The sequence below is a fragment of the Alphaproteobacteria bacterium genome (genome assembly GCA_030739735.1).
Taxonomy (GTDB): domain Bacteria; phylum Pseudomonadota; class Alphaproteobacteria; order UBA7887; family UBA7887; genus UBA7887.
The window spans coordinates 78,079-95,866 of the sequence record JASLYQ010000003.1; the positions used below are offsets into that span (position 1 = coordinate 78,079).

The 17,788-nt window shown below is 60.7% G+C and carries 21 protein-coding genes; 12 read left to right on the top strand and 9 right to left on the bottom strand.

The genetic code is table 11. The features are described 5' to 3' along the window. Positions 1-47: 47 nt before the first annotated feature. From QF629_02750 to QF629_02765, 4 genes are read left to right on the top strand one after another with little or no spacing between them, the layout of a single operon-like run. A complete protein-coding gene (locus tag QF629_02750) occupies positions 48-548 on the top strand; it encodes a DnaJ domain-containing protein (protein ID MDP6012453.1) in 501 nt (166 codons plus the stop codon). Positions 549-586: 38 nt separating this feature from the next. Next, complete coding sequence (gene cobS / locus QF629_02755) at positions 587-1,591, top strand: cobaltochelatase subunit CobS (GenBank protein ID MDP6012454.1); 1,005 nt, start codon at positions 587-589, stop codon at positions 1,589-1,591. Between the two features lie 12 nt (positions 1,592-1,603). Then, positions 1,604-3,460, top strand: a complete 1,857-nt coding sequence (gene cobT / locus QF629_02760) for a cobaltochelatase subunit CobT (GenBank protein MDP6012455.1) — start codon at positions 1,604-1,606, stop codon at positions 3,458-3,460. A gap of 4 nt (positions 3,461-3,464) precedes the next feature. After that, positions 3,465-4,388: an esterase-like activity of phytase family protein gene (locus tag QF629_02765; GenBank protein ID MDP6012456.1), complete on the top strand. Its 924-nt coding sequence runs from the start codon at positions 3,465-3,467 to the stop codon at positions 4,386-4,388. Between the two features lie 42 nt (positions 4,389-4,430). Here the strand turns inward: QF629_02765 and QF629_02770 are convergent, their stop codons facing one another. Then, complete coding sequence (locus QF629_02770) at positions 4,431-4,988, bottom strand: queuosine precursor transporter (GenBank protein ID MDP6012457.1); 558 nt, start codon at positions 4,986-4,988, stop codon at positions 4,431-4,433. 47 nt (positions 4,989-5,035) lie between these two features. Continuing rightward, positions 5,036-5,326 (bottom strand): 50S ribosomal protein L28, encoded by a 291-nt coding sequence (gene rpmB, locus QF629_02775; GenBank protein MDP6012458.1) that lies wholly within the window; start codon positions 5,324-5,326, stop codon positions 5,036-5,038. Positions 5,327-5,552: 226 nt separating this feature from the next. Here rpmB and QF629_02780 point away from each other — a divergent pair, with 226 nt between their 5' ends. Beyond that, complete coding sequence (locus tag QF629_02780; protein MDP6012459.1) at positions 5,553-6,113, top strand: cob(I)yrinic acid a,c-diamide adenosyltransferase; 561 nt, start codon at positions 5,553-5,555, stop codon at positions 6,111-6,113. A 139-nt stretch (positions 6,114-6,252) separates the two neighbouring features. Then, a complete protein-coding gene (locus tag QF629_02785) occupies positions 6,253-6,636 on the top strand; it encodes a c-type cytochrome (GenBank protein MDP6012460.1) in 384 nt (127 codons plus the stop codon). Positions 6,637-7,154: 518 nt separating this feature from the next. Here the strand turns inward: QF629_02785 and QF629_02790 are convergent. Continuing rightward, a complete protein-coding gene (locus QF629_02790) occupies positions 7,155-7,922 on the bottom strand; it encodes a Crp/Fnr family transcriptional regulator (GenBank protein ID MDP6012461.1) in 768 nt (255 codons plus the stop codon). Positions 7,923-8,089: 167 nt separating this feature from the next. Between QF629_02790 and QF629_02795 the strand changes: the two genes are divergently transcribed. After that, entirely contained in the window at positions 8,090-8,431 is a 342-nt protein-coding gene (locus QF629_02795) for a hypothetical protein (protein MDP6012462.1), read from the top strand. Positions 8,432-8,441: 10 nt separating this feature from the next. Here QF629_02795 and dmpG read toward each other — a convergent pair whose 3' ends face one another. Genes dmpG through QF629_02815 form a run of 4 tightly spaced genes read right to left on the bottom strand, consistent with a single transcriptional unit; the run spans position 8,442 to position 12,067 of the window. Next, a complete protein-coding gene (gene dmpG / locus QF629_02800) occupies positions 8,442-9,458 on the bottom strand; it encodes a 4-hydroxy-2-oxovalerate aldolase (protein MDP6012463.1) in 1,017 nt (338 codons plus the stop codon). A gap of 2 nt (positions 9,459-9,460) precedes the next feature. Next, positions 9,461-10,393 (bottom strand): acetaldehyde dehydrogenase (acetylating), encoded by a 933-nt coding sequence (locus tag QF629_02805; protein MDP6012464.1) that lies wholly within the window; start codon positions 10,391-10,393, stop codon positions 9,461-9,463. A 13-nt stretch (positions 10,394-10,406) separates the two neighbouring features. Next, positions 10,407-11,318: a dihydrodipicolinate synthase family protein gene (locus tag QF629_02810; protein ID MDP6012465.1), complete on the bottom strand. Its 912-nt coding sequence runs from the start codon at positions 11,316-11,318 to the stop codon at positions 10,407-10,409. An 11-nt stretch (positions 11,319-11,329) separates the two neighbouring features. After that, positions 11,330-12,067, bottom strand: a complete 738-nt coding sequence (locus tag QF629_02815; protein MDP6012466.1) for an SDR family NAD(P)-dependent oxidoreductase — start codon at positions 12,065-12,067, stop codon at positions 11,330-11,332. 274 nt (positions 12,068-12,341) lie between these two features. On the opposite strand from QF629_02815, the gene QF629_02820 reads away from it, so the two are divergent. The 5 genes from QF629_02820 to tgt all read left to right on the top strand — a co-directional run bounded on the left by QF629_02820 (position 12,342) and on the right by tgt (position 16,329). After that, positions 12,342-12,905 carry a DUF3365 domain-containing protein gene (locus QF629_02820; GenBank protein MDP6012467.1) on the top strand — a complete coding sequence of 188 codons (564 nt, stop codon included), beginning with the start codon at positions 12,342-12,344 and terminating at the stop codon, positions 12,903-12,905. Positions 12,906-13,080: 175 nt separating this feature from the next. Next, positions 13,081-13,578, top strand: a complete 498-nt coding sequence (gene coaD / locus QF629_02825) for a pantetheine-phosphate adenylyltransferase (GenBank protein MDP6012468.1) — start codon at positions 13,081-13,083, stop codon at positions 13,576-13,578. 47 nt (positions 13,579-13,625) lie between these two features. After that, positions 13,626-14,165, top strand: a complete 540-nt coding sequence (locus QF629_02830) for a peptidylprolyl isomerase (GenBank protein ID MDP6012469.1) — start codon at positions 13,626-13,628, stop codon at positions 14,163-14,165. 20 nt (positions 14,166-14,185) lie between these two features. Then, a complete protein-coding gene (gene queA / locus QF629_02835; GenBank protein ID MDP6012470.1) occupies positions 14,186-15,205 on the top strand; it encodes a tRNA preQ1(34) S-adenosylmethionine ribosyltransferase-isomerase QueA in 1,020 nt (339 codons plus the stop codon). Next, positions 15,202-16,329: a tRNA guanosine(34) transglycosylase Tgt gene (gene tgt, locus QF629_02840; GenBank protein ID MDP6012471.1), complete on the top strand. Its 1,128-nt coding sequence runs from the start codon at positions 15,202-15,204 to the stop codon at positions 16,327-16,329. The genes queA and tgt overlap by 4 nt, the downstream gene beginning before the upstream one ends. Positions 16,330-16,552: 223 nt before the next feature. Here tgt and QF629_02845 read toward each other — a convergent pair whose 3' ends face one another. Continuing rightward, complete coding sequence (locus QF629_02845; GenBank protein ID MDP6012472.1) at positions 16,553-17,185, bottom strand: MBL fold metallo-hydrolase; 633 nt, start codon at positions 17,183-17,185, stop codon at positions 16,553-16,555. Between the two features lie 49 nt (positions 17,186-17,234). Next, positions 17,235-17,729 carry a hypothetical protein gene (locus QF629_02850; protein ID MDP6012473.1) on the bottom strand — a complete coding sequence of 165 codons (495 nt, stop codon included), beginning with the start codon at positions 17,727-17,729 and terminating at the stop codon, positions 17,235-17,237. Positions 17,730-17,788 lie beyond the last annotated feature (59 nt).

Here is a 17,788-nt window from a genome sequence, read left to right on the forward strand (position 1 = left end):
CGAGAGCAACGCGCCAACAGAGAGTACATTCCTGGTTCGGGAAGAGCGTGGCGACGGCGCGCGGCTGTGAATGGCCCGATTGCCCCGAGATGGGCGATTATCGGGCACCGAAATCGCCGAACGAGTTGCGCGAATACCTATGGTTCTGCCTAGATCATGTACGCGAGTACAACAGGGGCTGGGACTATTTCGCAGGTCTCGACGAGGACGCCATCGAATCCATCCGCCGGCGCGATTCGGTGTGGCATCGCCCGACTTGGCCCCTTGGTGTGCGCCATGGCAATTTCGCCGACCACGGGCGGGACCCCTTCGGCTTCTTTAGGGATGATGGGGGAACGCCGCCGCCATGCTCTGATATGCCACGCGACGATGCCCTTGCCCAACTGGGGCTTGACCGGAATGTTACCCTGGAAGAGCTCAAAAGCCGCTATAAGGCGCTTGTCAAGCGTCACCATCCGGATGCAAATGGCGGCAGCAAGGCCTCGGAAGAACGGCTCAAGAGCATCAACGAGGCCTATACCTATTTGCTTAATGCCGTTGGCGCGTAACCTGCGAAGCGAACACCCCAGTTAGGACGGACTGAAGTATGCCCACCACTCAGGCCACCGCCGAGGCGGTGCAGAATGCGGATCGAATGCTCGATATCAAAGTGTCGGTGCGACAGACCTTCGGCATCGACACAGATATGGTCGTGCCGGGCTTTTCTGAGCCGGAAGAGCACGTGCCGGATTTTGACGACGCATATCAATTCGACCCCGAGACGACGCTGGCGATCCTGGCCGGCTTCGGCCATAACCGCCGCGTCATCATCCAGGGTTACCACGGCAGCGGCAAGTCAACCCATATCGAGCAGGTTGCGGCGCGGCTGAACTGGCCCACTGTTCGGGTCAATCTCGACAGTCATATCAGCCGTATCGATCTTGTCGGCAAGGACGCTATCGTGCTGCGTGACGGCCAACAGATCACCGAGTTTCGCGAGGGCATCCTGCCGTGGGCGCTGCAATCACCGACGGCGCTGGTGTTCGATGAATACGATGCCGGGCGACCCGACGTAATGTTTGTTATCCAGCGTGTGCTGGAGGTTGATGGCAAGCTGACCCTGCTCGACCAGAATCGGGTTATCCGTCCGCATCCGGGCTTCCGGCTGTTCGCGACCGCGAATACCGTCGGGCTCGGCGATACCACCGGCCTGTACCATGGTACACAGCAGATCAACCAGGGTCAGATGGACCGCTGGAACATTGTTGCCACCCTTAACTATCTACCGCATGAGCAGGAGACGGGGATCGTTGCCGCCAAGGTGCCGAACTTCGACAATGAGGATGGGCGCAAGCACTTGGAGGCCATGGTAGAGCTTGCCAACCTGACTCGCACAGGTTTCATCAACGGCGATATCTCCACCGTCATGTCGCCGCGCACCGTCATCACCTGGGCTGAGAACGCCGAAATCTTTAACGATTTCGCTTTCGGCTTCCGTGTCACGTTCCTAAACAAGTGCGACGAGAGTGAGCGTCCGGTGGTGGCCGAATACTATCAGCGCTGCATGGGCGAGGAACTCAAGGAGAGCGCCGTCAACCTTTTGGTCAGCTAAGGCTCGAAGCGCGTGTCCGGCGAGCGTAGGTCCGAGGCATTCAAGCGTGCGGTGGCAAGCACCACGCGGGCTATTGCCGTGGATGGCGAACTCGAAGTCAGCTTCGGCGCCAATGCCGCACGCCTCGACGGCGAGCGTGTGCTTCTGAGGGCGCCGTCGCGGGAGCTGAGTTCGGAAGAGATCGGTGGGCTGCGCGGAGAGGCTGATGCGCTGGCGCTGCGCAAACGTCATCATAATGCCGCCGTGCACAATTCTAGGCGCCCGCCGGGCCAGGTCGCCCAGGCCATTTACGACGGCTTGGAACAGGCTCGGTGCGAGGCCCTCGGTGCAAACAGCATGCGCGGGGTGGCAGATAACCTGGATGCGGCGGTGGCCAGCCGCTGTGAGAATTTGCGCCTCGACCAGATAGTACACAAGGACGATGCGCCGATCCACGAGGTGATCACGCTATTGGTGCGCGAAAAGCTCATAGGTATCGCACCACCGGAGAGCGCGCAGCGCGTCTGCAACCTCTGGCGGCCCTGGCTGGACGAGCGCGCGGCAGAAGACTTCGACGCCCTCTCCGGCCAGTTGCGCGACCAGGAGGGCTACGCCAAGCGCATGCGTAAGCTCATTGCCCATCTCGAGTTTGCCGATGAGGCTGAAAATGATCCGTCAAGCATGGAGGCTGATTCCGGCGATGATGATGCCGACGATCAGGATGCCGAGGCGCAGGGGGAGGGCGAGGGCTCGGACCAGCCCGTCGAGATGGAAGGTACGGCCGGTGAGGACGCGGACGATTCCGATGCGGATGACATTGCTGAGGTGGAAATTGAGGGCGTCGATGAGGCTAGCATGGACGGCGATGACGAGGCGCCTGCTGACGGCGAGCCCTGGCGTCCGCCATACGATCAGTCGAACCGGCGTTTGCCGCCTTATCATGCCTTTGTCGAAGAATTTGACGAGGTGGTTGAGGCGGGTGAGCTCAGCGAGCCGGACGAGCTAACGCGCCTGCGTGGGCACCTCGACCAGCAGCTTTCCAGCATGCAGGGTGTCATCACGCGGCTGGCCAACCGTTTGCAGCGGCGCCTGATGGCCAAGCAATTACGCTCTTGGGAATTTGATCTGGACGAGGGCATCCTCGATACGGCGCGCCTTGCGCGCGTCGTTACTAGTCCGACTTATCCGCTTTCCTACAAGCAGGAGAAAGAGACCACCTTCCGTGATACGGTGGTCACGCTGTTGATCGATAACTCAGGTTCCATGCGGGGGCGGCCGATATCGGTGGCGGCGATGAGCACAGATATTCTGGCCCGCACGCTGGAGCGCTGTGCGGTGAAGGTCGAGATCCTCGGCTTCACGACACGTGCTTGGAAGGGCGGGTGCGCACGCGAGAAATGGCTGGCAGACGGTAAGCCGTCAAATCCGGGCCGCCTCAACGAATTGCGGCACATCGTCTATAAGGCCGCCGACACGCCATGGCGGCGGGCGCGCAAGAATCTGGGGTTGATGCTGCGGGAAGGCCTGCTCAAGGAGAACATCGACGGCGAGGCGCTGCTCTGGGCCCACCAGCGTCTGCTAGTGCGGCACGAGCAGCGGCGCATCCTGATGGTTATATCGGACGGCGCGCCGGTCGACGATTCAACGCTATCGGTGAATGCGGGAAACTATCTCGACCGCCATCTGCGCGAGGTTATCCAGTGGATCGAGGTGGCATCGCCCGTGGAGCTGTTGGCAATCGGTATCGGTCACGACGTCACCCGCTACTATCGCCGGGCGGTGACCATCGTCGACGCCGAGCAGCTCGGTGGTGCTATGACCGACAAACTAGCGGAGCTGTTCGATGAAGAGCCGGACAGCATCGAGACCGCCTTCCACAGTGTGGCCTAGGACGGTGATTCTGGTCGCGCTGCTGGCTCTGCCGGTGGCGGCCGAGCCCATCGATGTTCGCTCACATACCATTTCCCTGACCCAGGGTGTCCAGGTCAAGGCCCGACTCGACGGACTGGTCTATCGCGGCGGCCTCGAGCTGACGTCCTCCGACACGCGCTTCGGCGGCTTGTCTGGTCTCGTGGTGTCGGATGACGGAGGGCACCTGCTTGCCATCAGCGACATCGGGCTGTGGCTCGAAGCGAGCCTGCATTATGACGACGAGGGCAATCTGTCGGGTGTGAGCAATGCCGAGGTCGCACCCCTACGGGCCGCCAGCGGGGCGGTCTTGCGCGGCAAGCGCGACGCCGATGCTGAGGCACTGACCGCGCTTGCCGATGGTAGCTACTTGGTCTCCTTTGAGCGTCGCCACAGAGTGCTCCGCTATGCCGCGCCCGGGGCTGACGGCATAGCGGTCTGGATGCCGGAGGCGCTGGCGTCGGTGGATGGCAATGGCGGGCTCGAAGCTTTGGTTCCATTGGGTGACGGGCGCCTGCTGGCACTTTGCGAGGACGAATTCGTCAGCGCTGGCAGGCTTGCCGGCTGGCGCATCGATGGCGAGAAAGCCGAGCCGGTAACCTGGCCCGGAGACGGCTATTTCAAGCCGACTGCCGCCAGCCGTCTGCCGGATGGCCGCGTGCTTGTGCTGGAGCGCGGCTACACCGCCTTCGCCGGCCCTAAGGGCCGCCTGATGCTCATTGAGAATGTGGCCGAAACGGCCCTAAGCCGCCGTGAGATTGCGCGCCTCCAGCCGCCCATCCAGGTCGACAATTACGAAGGGTTGGCAAGCCTCACCATGGCCGGGGAAACGCGGCTGTTCATTATCAGTGACGATAACTTCAACCCCCTGCAACGCACGTTGCTGCTGAGCTTCGCGCTTCCGGATTAGACGGCGACTTGTCCGGCCAGGCCGGCGCGGTGCGCCACGGCATCAGTTGGGCGCTGATCCGGGCGGCCGCTGCTCAAGCAGGGCGGCTTCCTGACGCGCGATACAGTGTCCGGCGGCGGCTTGCCATTGTGGCAGCCGACGCATTAGGGCGCGGTAGGGCAGTAGCAGGAGCGCGGCCATGGCTAGCTTGGCGACGTAGTCGCCAACGGCCCAGGTGACCCAGGGCAGGCCCGTGGCCGCGAAGGCGAGGGCAAAGAAGAGCAGCGTGTCGACGGCCGAGGCGATCAGCGATGAGGCCAGCGGCGCGCGCCACCATTTGAGTTGCCGCATACGGTGGAAAATCACCACGTCGAACAGCTGTGCCACCAGGAACGCCGTGCCGGAGGCGACGGCGATGCGTGGCGTGCTGGCGATGATCGACAGCACTACGGCGAGCAAAAAGCCGACTAAGATCACTTGGCGCGCCCGCGCCGGCCCGAAGGCACGATTCGATAAATCCGTGACCAGGAAAGCGAAGGGGTAGGTGAAGGCTCCCCAGGTTAGCCAGTCGTTGATAGGGAACTGGACGGCGATGTTCGAGACCACGACGACAGCGATCATCGCCGCCACGGGCAGTGCCAACTGTCGCCAAATCGGCAAGGGAGAGCTTATTCGGCCTGCGCGGCCGCCTTGGCGATGCGGTTTTTGAGCCGTCGGCCGAACGCGGTCAGCTCGTTGGTGCGCGCCTTAGCCAGGTAGGCATCGAGCCCGCCGCGGTGCTCCACCGTGCGCAAGGTGGCCGCGGCCACGCGCATGCGCACCGTCCGCCCCAAGGCGTCGCTATAGAGCGAGCAGGGCTGCAAATTGACCTGGTAGTGGCGCGGATTGCGGTTGTGCGCGTGACTTACATGCATGCCGCGCAAAGCACCGGTCCCTGACAATTGACAGCGTCGGGCCATCCTCAACCCCTGCAAATGTTACACCAAAGCTCCGGCAAGGTGCTGGAGAGCGCCGGTTTTATGCTACCGTCGCTGCTGCCGTCAAGAGGTGCGGTCGGTCTCATTGTGGCTCACACAGGGCAGGCGAGGTCTCTCCTCCTCAATTGGGTCTTCTCGAGGGTAGGGCTGCGCCGCCCGCCGGTAATCTCTCTCGCGTGATCGTCGCTACAGTTGCTAGTATTACGACATGGTTAAGCTCGACAAGATCTATACGCGTGGTGGCGATGCCGGAGAAACCTCTTTGGGCGAGGGTAGCCGGGTATCCAAGGATAGTCTGCGGGTCGAGGCCTACGGCACGGTCGATGAGGCCAATGCGGTGATCGGCGTGGCGCGTCTCGATTTAACCGGCGAGGTCGACGCCATGTTGGTGCGCGTCCAGAACGACCTTTTCGATCTCGGTGCCGATCTTTGTATTCCGCCGGGAACGGAACGGCGGCTGGCCCTGCGCGTGGGCGATGCCCAGGTGGCGCGGCTGGAAGCCGAGATTGATACTCTCAACGAGTGCCTGGCACCGCTAAACTCGTTCATCCTGCCGGGCGGCAGCGCAGCCTCGGCGCATCTGCACCTGGCACGTACGGTGGTGCGGCGGGCCGAGCGTCTAGTCTGCCGGCTGGCAGGCGAGGAAAAAGTCTCGGCGAACAGCACCGCCTATCTCAACCGCCTTTCGGACCACCTCTTCGTGCTTGCCCGCGCCCTTAACGACAAAGGCGCAGCGGACGTGCTCTGGCAACCGGGTGAAAACACCTAATAGACGTGGCGAGCCTGCGCGATGGGCTAATTTCGGCTATTACGGACTTGGCTCCGAGCTCAAGGAAAGGTAGCTCGATAAGAATCGTGAGACCAACTATGCCTAGGGCCCCTTAAGGCCAAGAGAGGGATGATAAAAAATGAAAACAGGCTTGGGCATCCTTACCGCCGCTGCTGTGCTGTGCCTTTCCGTTCTGCCTTTCGGCGCGGTGCACGAAGCCTCCGCTGGTATCGCCGAAGGCAAGCGCACCTTTTCGGTGCATTGCTCGCATTGCCACGGCCCCTTTGGGCACGGACTGTTCGGGCCCAGCCTGGTCGACCGCGAGACCCTGCACGGCAACACATACGGCGATATGCTGCTGGTTATCACCAACGGCGTGCCCAATACGGTCATGCGCTCATGGGGTCGTAACTTTTCTGATCAGCGCTTGCACGATGTCGCGACCTTCGTCTTCAGTCTTTACGGAACCGTGGTGGAAGATGGATTTGCGACGAAGAATTGCGCTGGCTGTCCGGCACGGTAACTGCCGTGGCCAAGACCTGTTTTCCGATGTTGCACACCAAGTTCCGACTCGACCTGAAGAAAAAGTTGCGCGCGTTCAAGTTGAAGGACAGCTACCTGAAGCGGGAGGTCAAGCTGTAGATCGCGCTGCTACGCGTGCAGCAGGCCTATGTCCGTCAGGGTCGGCCGGCGCGCCACAATCGTCTAAGGAGCCCGGGACGCTGCCGGCAAGGGCCGCAGCATTCGCAGACTGACCGCCAAGTTTGGTTCCCGCGCTTTCAAGGCCTTGCCGCTTCGAGGAGCGTCCACGCAACTGGGCCCGCTAGAGGACTGTGAAGAGGCTTAGCAGATCATGCCAACACCACCTCGACCAAGGATGTGTCGTGGATGGTGGTTTCGGCCAATCACAAATGGACGGTGCGTATCACGTCGTTGAATAGCTTATTGACCGGCTGTCACGTGCTGTTTATATCGAGCCGCCCGAAGTCAACTATGAGATGGTGCCGACGCCGAGTGCGAGCTGGGAATCAGTTCGAAAATTTAGGGCTTGAGCCGGCTGATCTGGTGGGGATCGCAGCCCGCTTCGATAGCTAAGCCGTCAGGATCTAGGACTTGCAAAGTGCGTTTGGAGACGACCAGCAGGTGGGCCTCACGCAGCTCGCGCAGGGTGCGGTTCACGTGCACTGAGGTCAGGCCCAGGGCGTCGCCGATATGCTCCTGGGTGAGCGGTAGTGGAATCTTAGAGCCGAGCGGTTCGGAGTGGCGTAGGCGCACTCGGTAATAGAGCTCAAGTAGGAATAATGCCACGCGCTCCCGCGCCGAGCGCCGGCCGATACTGGTCAACAGTTCCTCCACCCGCGCCTCGTCGCGGGCGATGGTCCAGAGCAGACGGCTGGCGAGATCCGGCTGCTCGCGGATCATGATTTTAACTTTTTCATACGGGAAAACGCAGAAACTGCAACCGGTCAGCGCCTGGGCCGCATTCTCGGCCGGCGCTGGTAAATCGGCCTGGAAGCCGATGAAGTCACCCGGCAGTAGCACCCGCGTGATCTGCCGCCGCCCGTCTTCCAGCAGGCGGTAATGGAACGCCCAGCCTTCCAGCAGGGTAAACAGCTCGACAACCGGTTCGCCCTGGCGGATGAAGTCGGTGCCGGCCGGGATTGTGCGGTGTCCCGTCTTGTAGCGTTCCATGATCGACAAGTCGGCATCGTCGAGCGGCTCGCAGATAGCTACCTCCCGCACCGGGCAGGCGGCGCAGGGACTGCCAGCCGGCAGCTCGCTAGTCGAGGCCGTCAGCTTGACGGTCAAGATTCTGGTGTTTCCAACTCCATGGCGCTGCGGCGCCTCCCCTTCGCCCTCTCGATCGCGTGGCTAATCTAGATCAAGGAAGCGCAATAGGCCAGCCGTCAATATGCTTGGAGTGTGGGGTCTTTTTTTGATCGTCTATAGCGTCGCTTTGGTGGCGGAGAGGCTCCATGTCCCATAAGGTTGCATTGCTCGTATCCGACGAGGCCGATAACGCGGCCCTGTCGCCGTTCTTCAGCTTGGCGCCTTGGCTGATGCTGGTGCGAAGCCACGGTGAGCGACCGGTCATCCAGCGCATCGACGACCATGACTCCGAGGGCTTGATTTCCTTTATCGCCGGCCTGGCACCGGCACTCATGATATGTGGGCATATCCCGAGTGATGCCGCAAAACGGTTCACCGATGCCGGGATTGACGTCCGCGTCGGCCCGTGCTCCGTACCTGCGATCAGCCTCGTGACACGCGCCCACGTGCTGCCGCACCCCAGAGCGACCACGACACCGAGCGACTGATTCCATACCCTTAGTCGCCGGAGTTTTCGTTCACCAGATCCAGCGCCACATCGACGATCATGTCTTCCTGACCGCCGACCATGCACCGCTTGCCCAGTTCTTCGAGGATGTTGCGGGTATCGATGTCATAGGTCTTTGACGCCGTTTCGGCATGGCGCAGGAAGCTCGAATAGACCCCAGCATGGCCGAGCGATAGGGTCTCGCGGTCGACCCGTACAGGCCGGTCTTGCAGTGGGCGGATCAGTTCCTCCGCTGCGTCCATTAAGGCATGCAGGTCGTAGTCGTGCTGCCAGCCCATGCGGTCAGCGACCGCCACGAAGACCTCGAGTGGCGTGTTGCCGGCGCCTGCGCCATGGCCGGCCAGCGAGGCATCAACCCGTGTCGCGCCATGCTGGACAGCGACTACAGAATTGGCGACGCCGAGCGAGAGGTTGTGGTGGGCATGGATGCCGCGCTGGGTTTCGGGCTGCAAGGCTTCAGCAAAGGCGTCGAAGCGATCTGCCACACCCTGCATGGTAAGAGCTCCTGCGGAATCGGTGACGTAGACGCAATGGGCGCCGTAGCTCTCCATCAGCTTAGCCTGTTCGACTAACGGGCCTGGCTCGTTCATGTGAGCCATCATCAGAAAACCCGAGACGTCCATGCCGATCTCTCGGGCACAGGTGATATGTTGCTTCGCGACGTCGGCTTCCGTGCAGTGGGTGGCGATACGCACCGAGCGCACGCCGGCATCGTAGGCACGCTTGAGGTCCTCGACCGTGCCAATGCCGGGGATCAGTAGCGTGGCGAGCGTGGCGTGCTCCAGCACTTCCGCGATGACTTCTATCCACTCTACATCCGTATGCGCGGCGAAGCCGTAATTGAAGCTTGAGCCATTGAGTCCGTCGCCGTGGCAAATCTCGATGGAATCAATGCGCGCGCGGTCGAGCGCTATGGCGATGGCCCGCACCGCGTCGAGACCAAATTGGTGGCGGATGGCATGCATCCCGTCGCGCAGGGTGACGTCTTGGAGGTATAGTTCCGGCATTCTCAACTCCGGTTCAAGGCGATGTAACGTTCGGCCGTCCTGAGTGCGGCCGAGGTCATGATGTCGAGATTACCCGCATAGGCCGGTAGATAATCACCCGCGCCTTCGACCTCGAGAAAGATAGAGGACTTGATGCCGGAAAAATCACCATAGCCCGGAATGTGCAGCGGATTGTTGTCACCGAAATGCTCGAACTGCACCTTCTGCTTGAGTCGGTAGCCGGGCACGTATTGCTGGACCTGGGTCACCATTTCGCCGACCGAGCGCTCTATCTCTTCCGGTTCACTGCCTTGGCTGAGGGTGAATACGGAATCGCGCATGATCAGCGGCGGTTCTGCAGGGTTGAGTACGATGATAGCCTTGCCGTGCCCGGCACCGCCGACGCGCTCCAGTCCGGAGGCGGTGGTGCGTGTGAACTCGTCGATATTGGCGCGCGTGCCGGGGCCGGCCGACTTGCTGGCGATGGAGGCGACGATCTCGGCATAGGGCAGGGTCTTCGCCACCCGACCCACCGCGTACACGATGGGGATGGTGGCCTGGCCGCCGCAGCTCACCATGTTGAGATTGGGCTCTGCGAAATGTTCCTCCATGTTGACAACGGGTACGACGTAAGGGCCGACCGCGGCGGGAGTCAGATCGACCATGCGCTTGCTATGTCTATGGCAGACTTCGGCGTGATGGGCGTGCGCCTTCGCCGAGGTGGCGTCGAAGACGAGCTCGATGGCGGCGAACTCTGGCATCTCGACGAGACCATCGATGCCTTTGGCGGTGGTCGCGATGCCGAGCTTGCGGGCCCGCGCTAAACCGTCCGACTCAGAATCGATACCGGCGATTGCCGCCATGCGCAGACTCTCCGATCTGTGCGTTACCTTGACCATCAGGTCAGTGCCGATATTGCCTGACCCGATAATTGCGCAGTTTACGTTTCCGCTCATGTTGTCTCCTATCTCAGGCGCCGGGCAGGGGGCCCAGATGTTTCGCCCAATGGGCCATAACCTCGAGCCCAAAGTCTGTGATCGGAATGCTCGGCTGGCGCGCCGCACCATTGCGCAAGCCGAGCCTTTGGGCAAGCAACTGCTTGCCATAGGCGATGAAGTTCTCAACCGAGCTCATCATGAACACGATCAGCGGCAATAGCTCACGGTGGATGCGCTCGGCCTCGGCGACATTTTCCGGCGTGCCGCTTTGCATCAGCTCGTATATGCGCACCTGCGGATCAAACAAATCTGGCGCAGGAATCATGCCAACGGCGCCAGCACGCAAGGTGTCCGGAAGTTGGATGCCGGCAAAGCCGCCGAAGATATCGAATGCGCCGTCGGTATCGTCGATCAGCTGTTGCACATAGGTAGCCGGACCTTCGCCTTTTAGCAGGCAGATATTCGGATGTTGGCGATTCAGTTCCTTGAGGCCGGCGTTCGAGAGGCTGGTGGCCATCAGACCTGGCGCATTCTGGATGGCCAGCGGCACTGCGGCGCCGTCAGAGACCCGGCCGAAGAAGCGCACATACTCGGCTTCGGGCACGCCGGCAACGGCGGGCGGCTGCAGGATAACCCAGTCGGCGCGGGCCGCCACTGCTGCTTTTACGAATTCGATTTGACCCGGAACGCTACCCTCGCCCACTGTCACCGCGTAAGGCACGCGCCCAGCGATATCCTCGCCGACCCAGTCGATGAGCTGACGGCGCTCGGTCACGTCGAGCTTACCGACCTCGGTGGCGAGCCCCATGACGGCTATGCCGTGTGCACCACCTGCGATACAGCCCTCGACCTGGCGGCGCGTGGCAGCGCGATCAAGACGCCCGTCTTCGTCAAAGAAGCTGTAGAGGATTGGATAAATCCCGTGGAAGTTCGTATGTGCCACCGTCTTGTTCCTCAATAGGTTGCGCGGCCGCCAGAGATATCATAGACGGCGCCAGTGCTGAAGCTGCAATCCTCTGACGATAGCCAAGCAATCAATGCTGCAACTTCTTCCGGCTGTCCAATTCTTCCCATGGGAATTTTGGAGATGAGATAGTTGTTTTGTTCGGGTGTATTCTGCTTGAGGATAGCTGTCTCGATAGCTGCGGGGGCGATGCAGTTGGCGATTACGCCCGTGCCAACTGTCTCCTTGCCGAGAGACTTGGTAAAACCGATCACGCCCGCTTTGGCCGCGCTGTAGTGGGAGGCATTGGGGTTACCCTCCTTACCGGCGATGGAGGAGATATTGACGATGCGGCCATAGCCAGCCTCGATCATCTGCGGCAGCACGGCGCGGCAGCAGAGGAAGGTGCCGGTGAGATCGATGTCGACTACGCGACGCCAGTCATCGATTGACATATTCCAGACCGTTGCATTGGTGCCGCCGATACCGGCGCTGTTAATGAGAATGTCTATCTTGTCGTGGGTGGCAAGGGTATAGGCGAGCGCGCGATCAACTGATGCCACGTCGCTGACATCCATGACGGCAGTTGCGAAGCCGTCCTTTTGGGCGTTAGCCAGCGCGGCCTCGTCGCGGTCCCACAGAACTGGGTTGGCGCCCGAGGCCAAAATGCGCTGTGCGGTCGCATGGCCGAGGCCGATGGCTCCACCCGTGATCACGGCCACTCGGCCGGCGAGATCTATGGCATTCATGACGGCTGTCTCTCCCACGGTTGCTCCCATGGCTTAATAAACCACGAATGGGATAACGGTAATTAGGATTCCATGCATTTCTGCAGTACTGCTGCCACCGTAAGTTCGTACTGGCCTCATTGGCTCGCTACGAAAAACAAAATTCTTTATCTGATCGAGCTTTGAAGTGCGTCTCTCAGGTCTAGTTTATTTAATGGGTCGCCGGAAATATCTTGTCTGTCTGCCAGTGGGTGGGACAGGTGTGTTAGGCTCGAAACACATGGAGGACCGAGGTATGCATAAACTTGTGATGGTCGCCTTCGCGGCTAGTTTGGCAATGCCGGTGATGGCGGCGGATATGAAGGCGCTGGTGGCCGAGAGCCGCGGAACCATCAAAGATTTTGTGAGCTCGCTTAAAGCCGCGCTGGTCGTCGCCGTCGAGTCAGGTGGGCCGCTGCATGCGATCGGTGTCTGTAATATGGATGCGCCGGCCATCGTGGCCAGCCAATCTGTGGCCTTCCGCGGCCGCGTGGGCCGCACCAGCCTGCGCCGTCGCAATCCCGCCAATGCTCCGGACAGTTGGGAGCACGATGTGCTCAATGCTTTCGAAGTGCGTCTGGCGGCGGGCGAGGGTATTTCCGGCATCGACCATGCCGAGGTGGTCAGGGAAAACGGGCGCACGGTATTCCGCTACATGAAGGCCATTCCCACTGGTGGTGTCTGCCTGACATGCCACGGCGACGACCTCGATCCCGAGATTGCCGCCGCGATCGACGCGCGCTATCCGGACGATCAGGCGCGAGGCTTCGCCATGGGTGATATCCGTGGCGCCTTCACCGTGCGCCGGCACCTTGACTGAGGCGACCGGCTGCCATCTATCACAAGGCGTTATCGATGTCGGCCAGGAAGCCGTGCACCTCTTCCATCATCGAATAGGTATAGAGCGGGATATGCTGTGGTGCTTGCGCATTGCCGCGGTCCTGTCTAATACCGGGGCGCCCAGACCCGTGCCCGACATCCGGAGGATATAATCGATGAGCGAGAGCCGTATCGGCGTTTATCCCGGCACTTTCGATCCGCCGACCCTGGGGCATATGGATATCGTCACCCGGGCGCTGCGCGTGGTTGACCGACTGGTGGTTGCAATCGCCATCAACGCGGGCAAGGGCCCTATGTTTGAGGTCGACGAGCGCGTGGCGATGGTCGAGGACTGCCTGCGTGCAGCTAGTATCGGTGAGCGCGTGTCAGTGGTGCCATTCAGCAATCTTTTGATGCATTTTACCTTGGAACAAAAGGCCGGCGTCATCATTCGTGGTCTGCGCGCCGTGTCCGACTTTGAATACGAGTTTCAGATGGCCGGCATGAATGCCCGCCTTGAGCCCGAGGTCGAAACCGTGTTTCTGATGGCCTCGGAAGGCATCCAGTTTATCTCTTCACGGCTGGTAAAGGAAATATTCCTGCTGGGGGGCGATGTGACACCCTTTGTGACGGAAAATGTTGCACGCTGCCTGGAGGAGCATATATCTCGGTAGGACCCCGGCCGCACCCGACCACAACGCCGCTAGCCCGGGAGGCACACATGCGACGATTTCTGCTGTCAATTCTTACAATAGCGAGCCTAGCCGTGACCGCAACGGAAACCACTGCCGCCGATCCTGAGAGCACCGTTTATATGGATCTTGAAGATGGCCGCGTGGTCATTGAATTGCGTCCCGACTTAGCACCCCAACATGTTTCCCGCATTAAGGAGTTGGCGCGTGCTGGCTTTTATGATGGGCTCACCTTCCACCGCGTCATTGAGGGCTTCATGGCCCAGGGTGGCGATCCTTCCGGTAATGGCACGGGCGGCTCGGGTCAGAACATTCCGGCGGAGTTCTCGCCGCCGAACGTGGCCCAGCACGTGCGCGGCACGATGTCTATGGCGCGCGCTCAACACCCTGACAGCGCCGATAGCCAGTTCTTCATCTGCTTCCAACCGGCGCCTTTTCTCGATGGCAAGTACACTATTTGGGGCCAGGTGGTGGAAGGCATGGAGTATGTCGATAACATCAAGCGCGGTGAGCCCGTGCGCGATCCCGACCATATTGTCAGCATGCGGGTTGCCGCCGACGTCGACTGAGCGATATCACTGCGCCTCTCGTGCGCGTTGACGCTTTCGATTTTGATCTACCCAAGGCGCTGATTGCTGAGCGCCCGGCCCGGCCGCGCGATTCGGCGCGGCTGCTATTGGTCGGTGATGAATGCCAGGATTATGTTGTTCGCAACTTGCCGGCGCTGCTGGCGCCGGGGGACCTGCTGGTAGTCAACGACACCAAGGTGCTGCCGGCCCGGCTCACCGGCCGGCGTGGCTCGGCCAAGGTTGAGGCGACGCTACATAAGCGCCTTGGCCAAGGCTGCTGGCGCGCTTTCGTGCGGCCGGCTAAGCGGGTGTCCACAGGCGACGAGATCGTCTTCGCGGCAGATCTGGCGGCGCGTGTGACGGCGCGGCCCTCGGGGCGCGAAGCGGATCTTGATTTTGTGTCGAGCGATACGTCTCTGCAGGTCGCTCTAGAGCGACATGGTACCATGCCCCTGCCGCCATACATTCTGCGGCCGGATGGCGCCGATGTGCGCGACCGCGAGGACTATCAGACATTGTTCGCGGCTCATCCGGGTGCGGTGGCTGCCCCTACGGCCGCGCTCCATTTCACGCCGGGGCTTGTTGATGCGCTTGCCGATCGCGGAATCGAAATGGCGAAGGTGACGCTGCATGTGGGGGCGGGAACCTTCCTCCCAGTCGATGTGGATGACACTGATGATCATCATATGCACGCGGAATACGGCGAGATTTCAGCTGAGACGGCGGCAAGGATAAACGCGGCGAAGCGCGTAGTGGCGGTGGGGACGACGGTGCTGCGTATTCTCGAGAGCGCGGTAGGAGAGGATGGTGTCCGGCCCTTTGCCGGCGAGACTGATATCTTCATTACGCCAGGCTTCCGCTTTCGCGCGGTAGATCGTTTACTAACGAATTTTCATCTGCCTCGCTCAACCCTGTTCATGCTGGTATCCGCGTTTGCCGGCCTCAAGCGCATGCAGGCGGCCTATGCCTATGCCATCGCCCAGGGCTTTCGCTTCTATTCCTATGGTGACGTTTGTCTTTTGAGGCGGGGCTCGGCATGACGGGGTTCGGGCTCACCGTGACGGCGCGTGACGGAGCGGCCCGCTGCGGCCATCTGGAGACCGCGCACGGTACCATTTTGACCCCAGCCTTCATGCCCGTTGGCACCGCCGGCACGGTCAAGGGAGTGATGCCCGAGGCAGTGGCGGCGAGTGGCGCGGATATCGTGCTTGGCAACACCTACCACCTGATGCTGCGTCCTGGCGTTGAGACGGTAGAAAAGCTCGGCGGTTTGCGCCGTTTCATGGGCTGGCCGGGGCCGGTGCTGACGGACTCGGGCGGTTTTCAGGTCATGTCGCTGGCTGCATTGCGCTCCCTCGATGAGGATGGCGTCGATTTTCAATCCCATATCGACGGCAGTCGCTGCCGCCTAACCCCAGAAAGCGCTATCGAGATCCAGCATCGCCTCGGGTCGACCATCACCATGGTGCTCGACGAATGCGTGCCTTATTCCGCCAGCGAGGACCAGGTCGAGGCGTCGATGCAACTTTCCATGCGTTGGGCTGGGCGCTGCCGCGAGGCCTTTGTTGAGCGGGAAGGCCACGCGCTTTTCGGCATCGTCCAGGGCGGCGTCCACCCGGCGCTGCGCCAACAGTCGGTGGCAGCGCTACGCAAGATAGGCTTCGACGGTTACGCTATCGGCGGCCTTGCGGTCGGTGAGGGACCAGAGTTGTTGTGCAAAATCAGCCGCTCGACTACCGCCCTATTGCCAGAGGACCGGCCGCGTTATCTCATGGGCGTGGGGCGGCCAGAGGACGTCGTGGCGGCGGTGGCTGCTGGCGTCGACATGTTCGATTGTGTGCTGCCGACCCGCTCAGGGCGCAACGGTCAAGCCTTCACGCGCCGCGGCAAGGTTAACATCCGCAATGCCCGCCACGCCGGCGATCCGCGCCCTCTCGAAGACGGCTGCGCCTGCCCGGTGTGTGCTGGTTACAGCCGCGGCTATCTGCATCATCTCGTGCGCAGTGACGAGATCCTCGGTGCGGTGCTCATGACAATGCATAATCTCACTCACTATCAGACCCTGATGGCCGCTTTGCGCGACGCTGTGGTGGCAGAGAGTTTGACGGCCTTCATAGAATCTTTTGTGGCCGGCCTGGAGGTCGGCGACATAGCGTCACTTTAAACGGTGAAAATTAATTATTTTATATAATAATATTATATCAGTGTAATAATCGAGTTGAATAATATAATAAATTAATAAACGTTAATAAGTAATTGAAAAAAATAATTAAAATTTGAACAAAATGATCATTGTCACTGATCTCCCGGCGTGGAAAGAGAGGTGGCAAAATAAATTAAAATTTTGATTTTTAATCAATAACTTGTGGGAGATATATCAAGCTGCACTAATCGCGCACGAAGGGGTTGCTGCGGCGCTCCTCGGCGAAGGTTGAGGTGGGGCCGTGGCCGGGGATGAAGGTGGTTTCGCCGCCAAGCGGCCAGAGCCGTTCTCGGATTGACCGCAGCAGCGTCTCGTGGTCGCCTTTTGGAAAATCGGTACGTCCGATGGAGCCCCGAAAGAGCACGTCGCCAACCTGGGCGAGCTTCGTGCCGGCATGGTAAAAGACGATATGGCCCGGCGTGTGTCCCGGGCAATGGATCACGTCGAGGGTGATCTTGCCAAAGTGCACCGTGTCGCCGCCGTTGAGCCAGCGCGATGGCGTGAAGCTTTCGGCACCCGCGAAGCCGAAGCGCTCGCCCTGTTCCTCGATGCCGTCGATCCCGAACTTGTCATCGATATGTGGGCCCTCGATGGATGCTCCAGTATGCTCACCAAGGACAGCCGTGCCGCCGACGTGATCAATATGCCCATGGGTGAGAAAAATCTGCGCAATTTCGGCCCCTTGCTCCTTGGCAACGGCTAGCACGTGCTCGATATCGCCACCGGGGTCGATGACGGCTGCCTTGCCCGTCTCGGTGCAAACGAGCAGGGTGCAATTCTGTTGAAAAGGCGTTACCGGTATTATTGTCGTACTCAGCTGTGACGTCATGGTTGCTCCGTTTCTGACGCCCCATGGTTAGCACATGTCAAAACCGGATCACTAGACCGTCATGCATATTGCCTTCAGCCGATTTTCGGTGTTCTATAGCCCACTGATTGCAACCTTCGCGGGCGCTCTCGATGTCTTTCAGCATGCGGGGTTGATCAGCACTCGCCACGCATACGAAAAAGTGGTGGTGGCTCCGCCAGTCTAAGCGTGCGCCCGGCCTCTTGTTGCCAAGCGTGACCCAGGCTCCGACGGGTGAGGCAGTATTGCCAAGATATTGCCTAATCACGGCGGAGATGGCCTGCACCGTTCCAACCGGGCTTGTTGCTTCTGTATCCCATAGATGTTCCTGCATCAGCAGCGTGCGAAACGCCTCGTGATGGTCGCTGCTGCTGCGGTAGAGTGCATCAGCGATGGTACCGATCGCCGCGTGGCAGCCGTCCTCTAGGCGGGCCTCCGCTTGCGCCACGCGCAACAGGGTACGTGCTTGGGGAAAATAGACCTGCTCCAGCGGGCGGCGTGTGAACCGCTCCACGTGAGGCTATTTGTTCAGGTCCGGCGATAGCAGTTGTTAGGTCATGGGCTACAACGAGA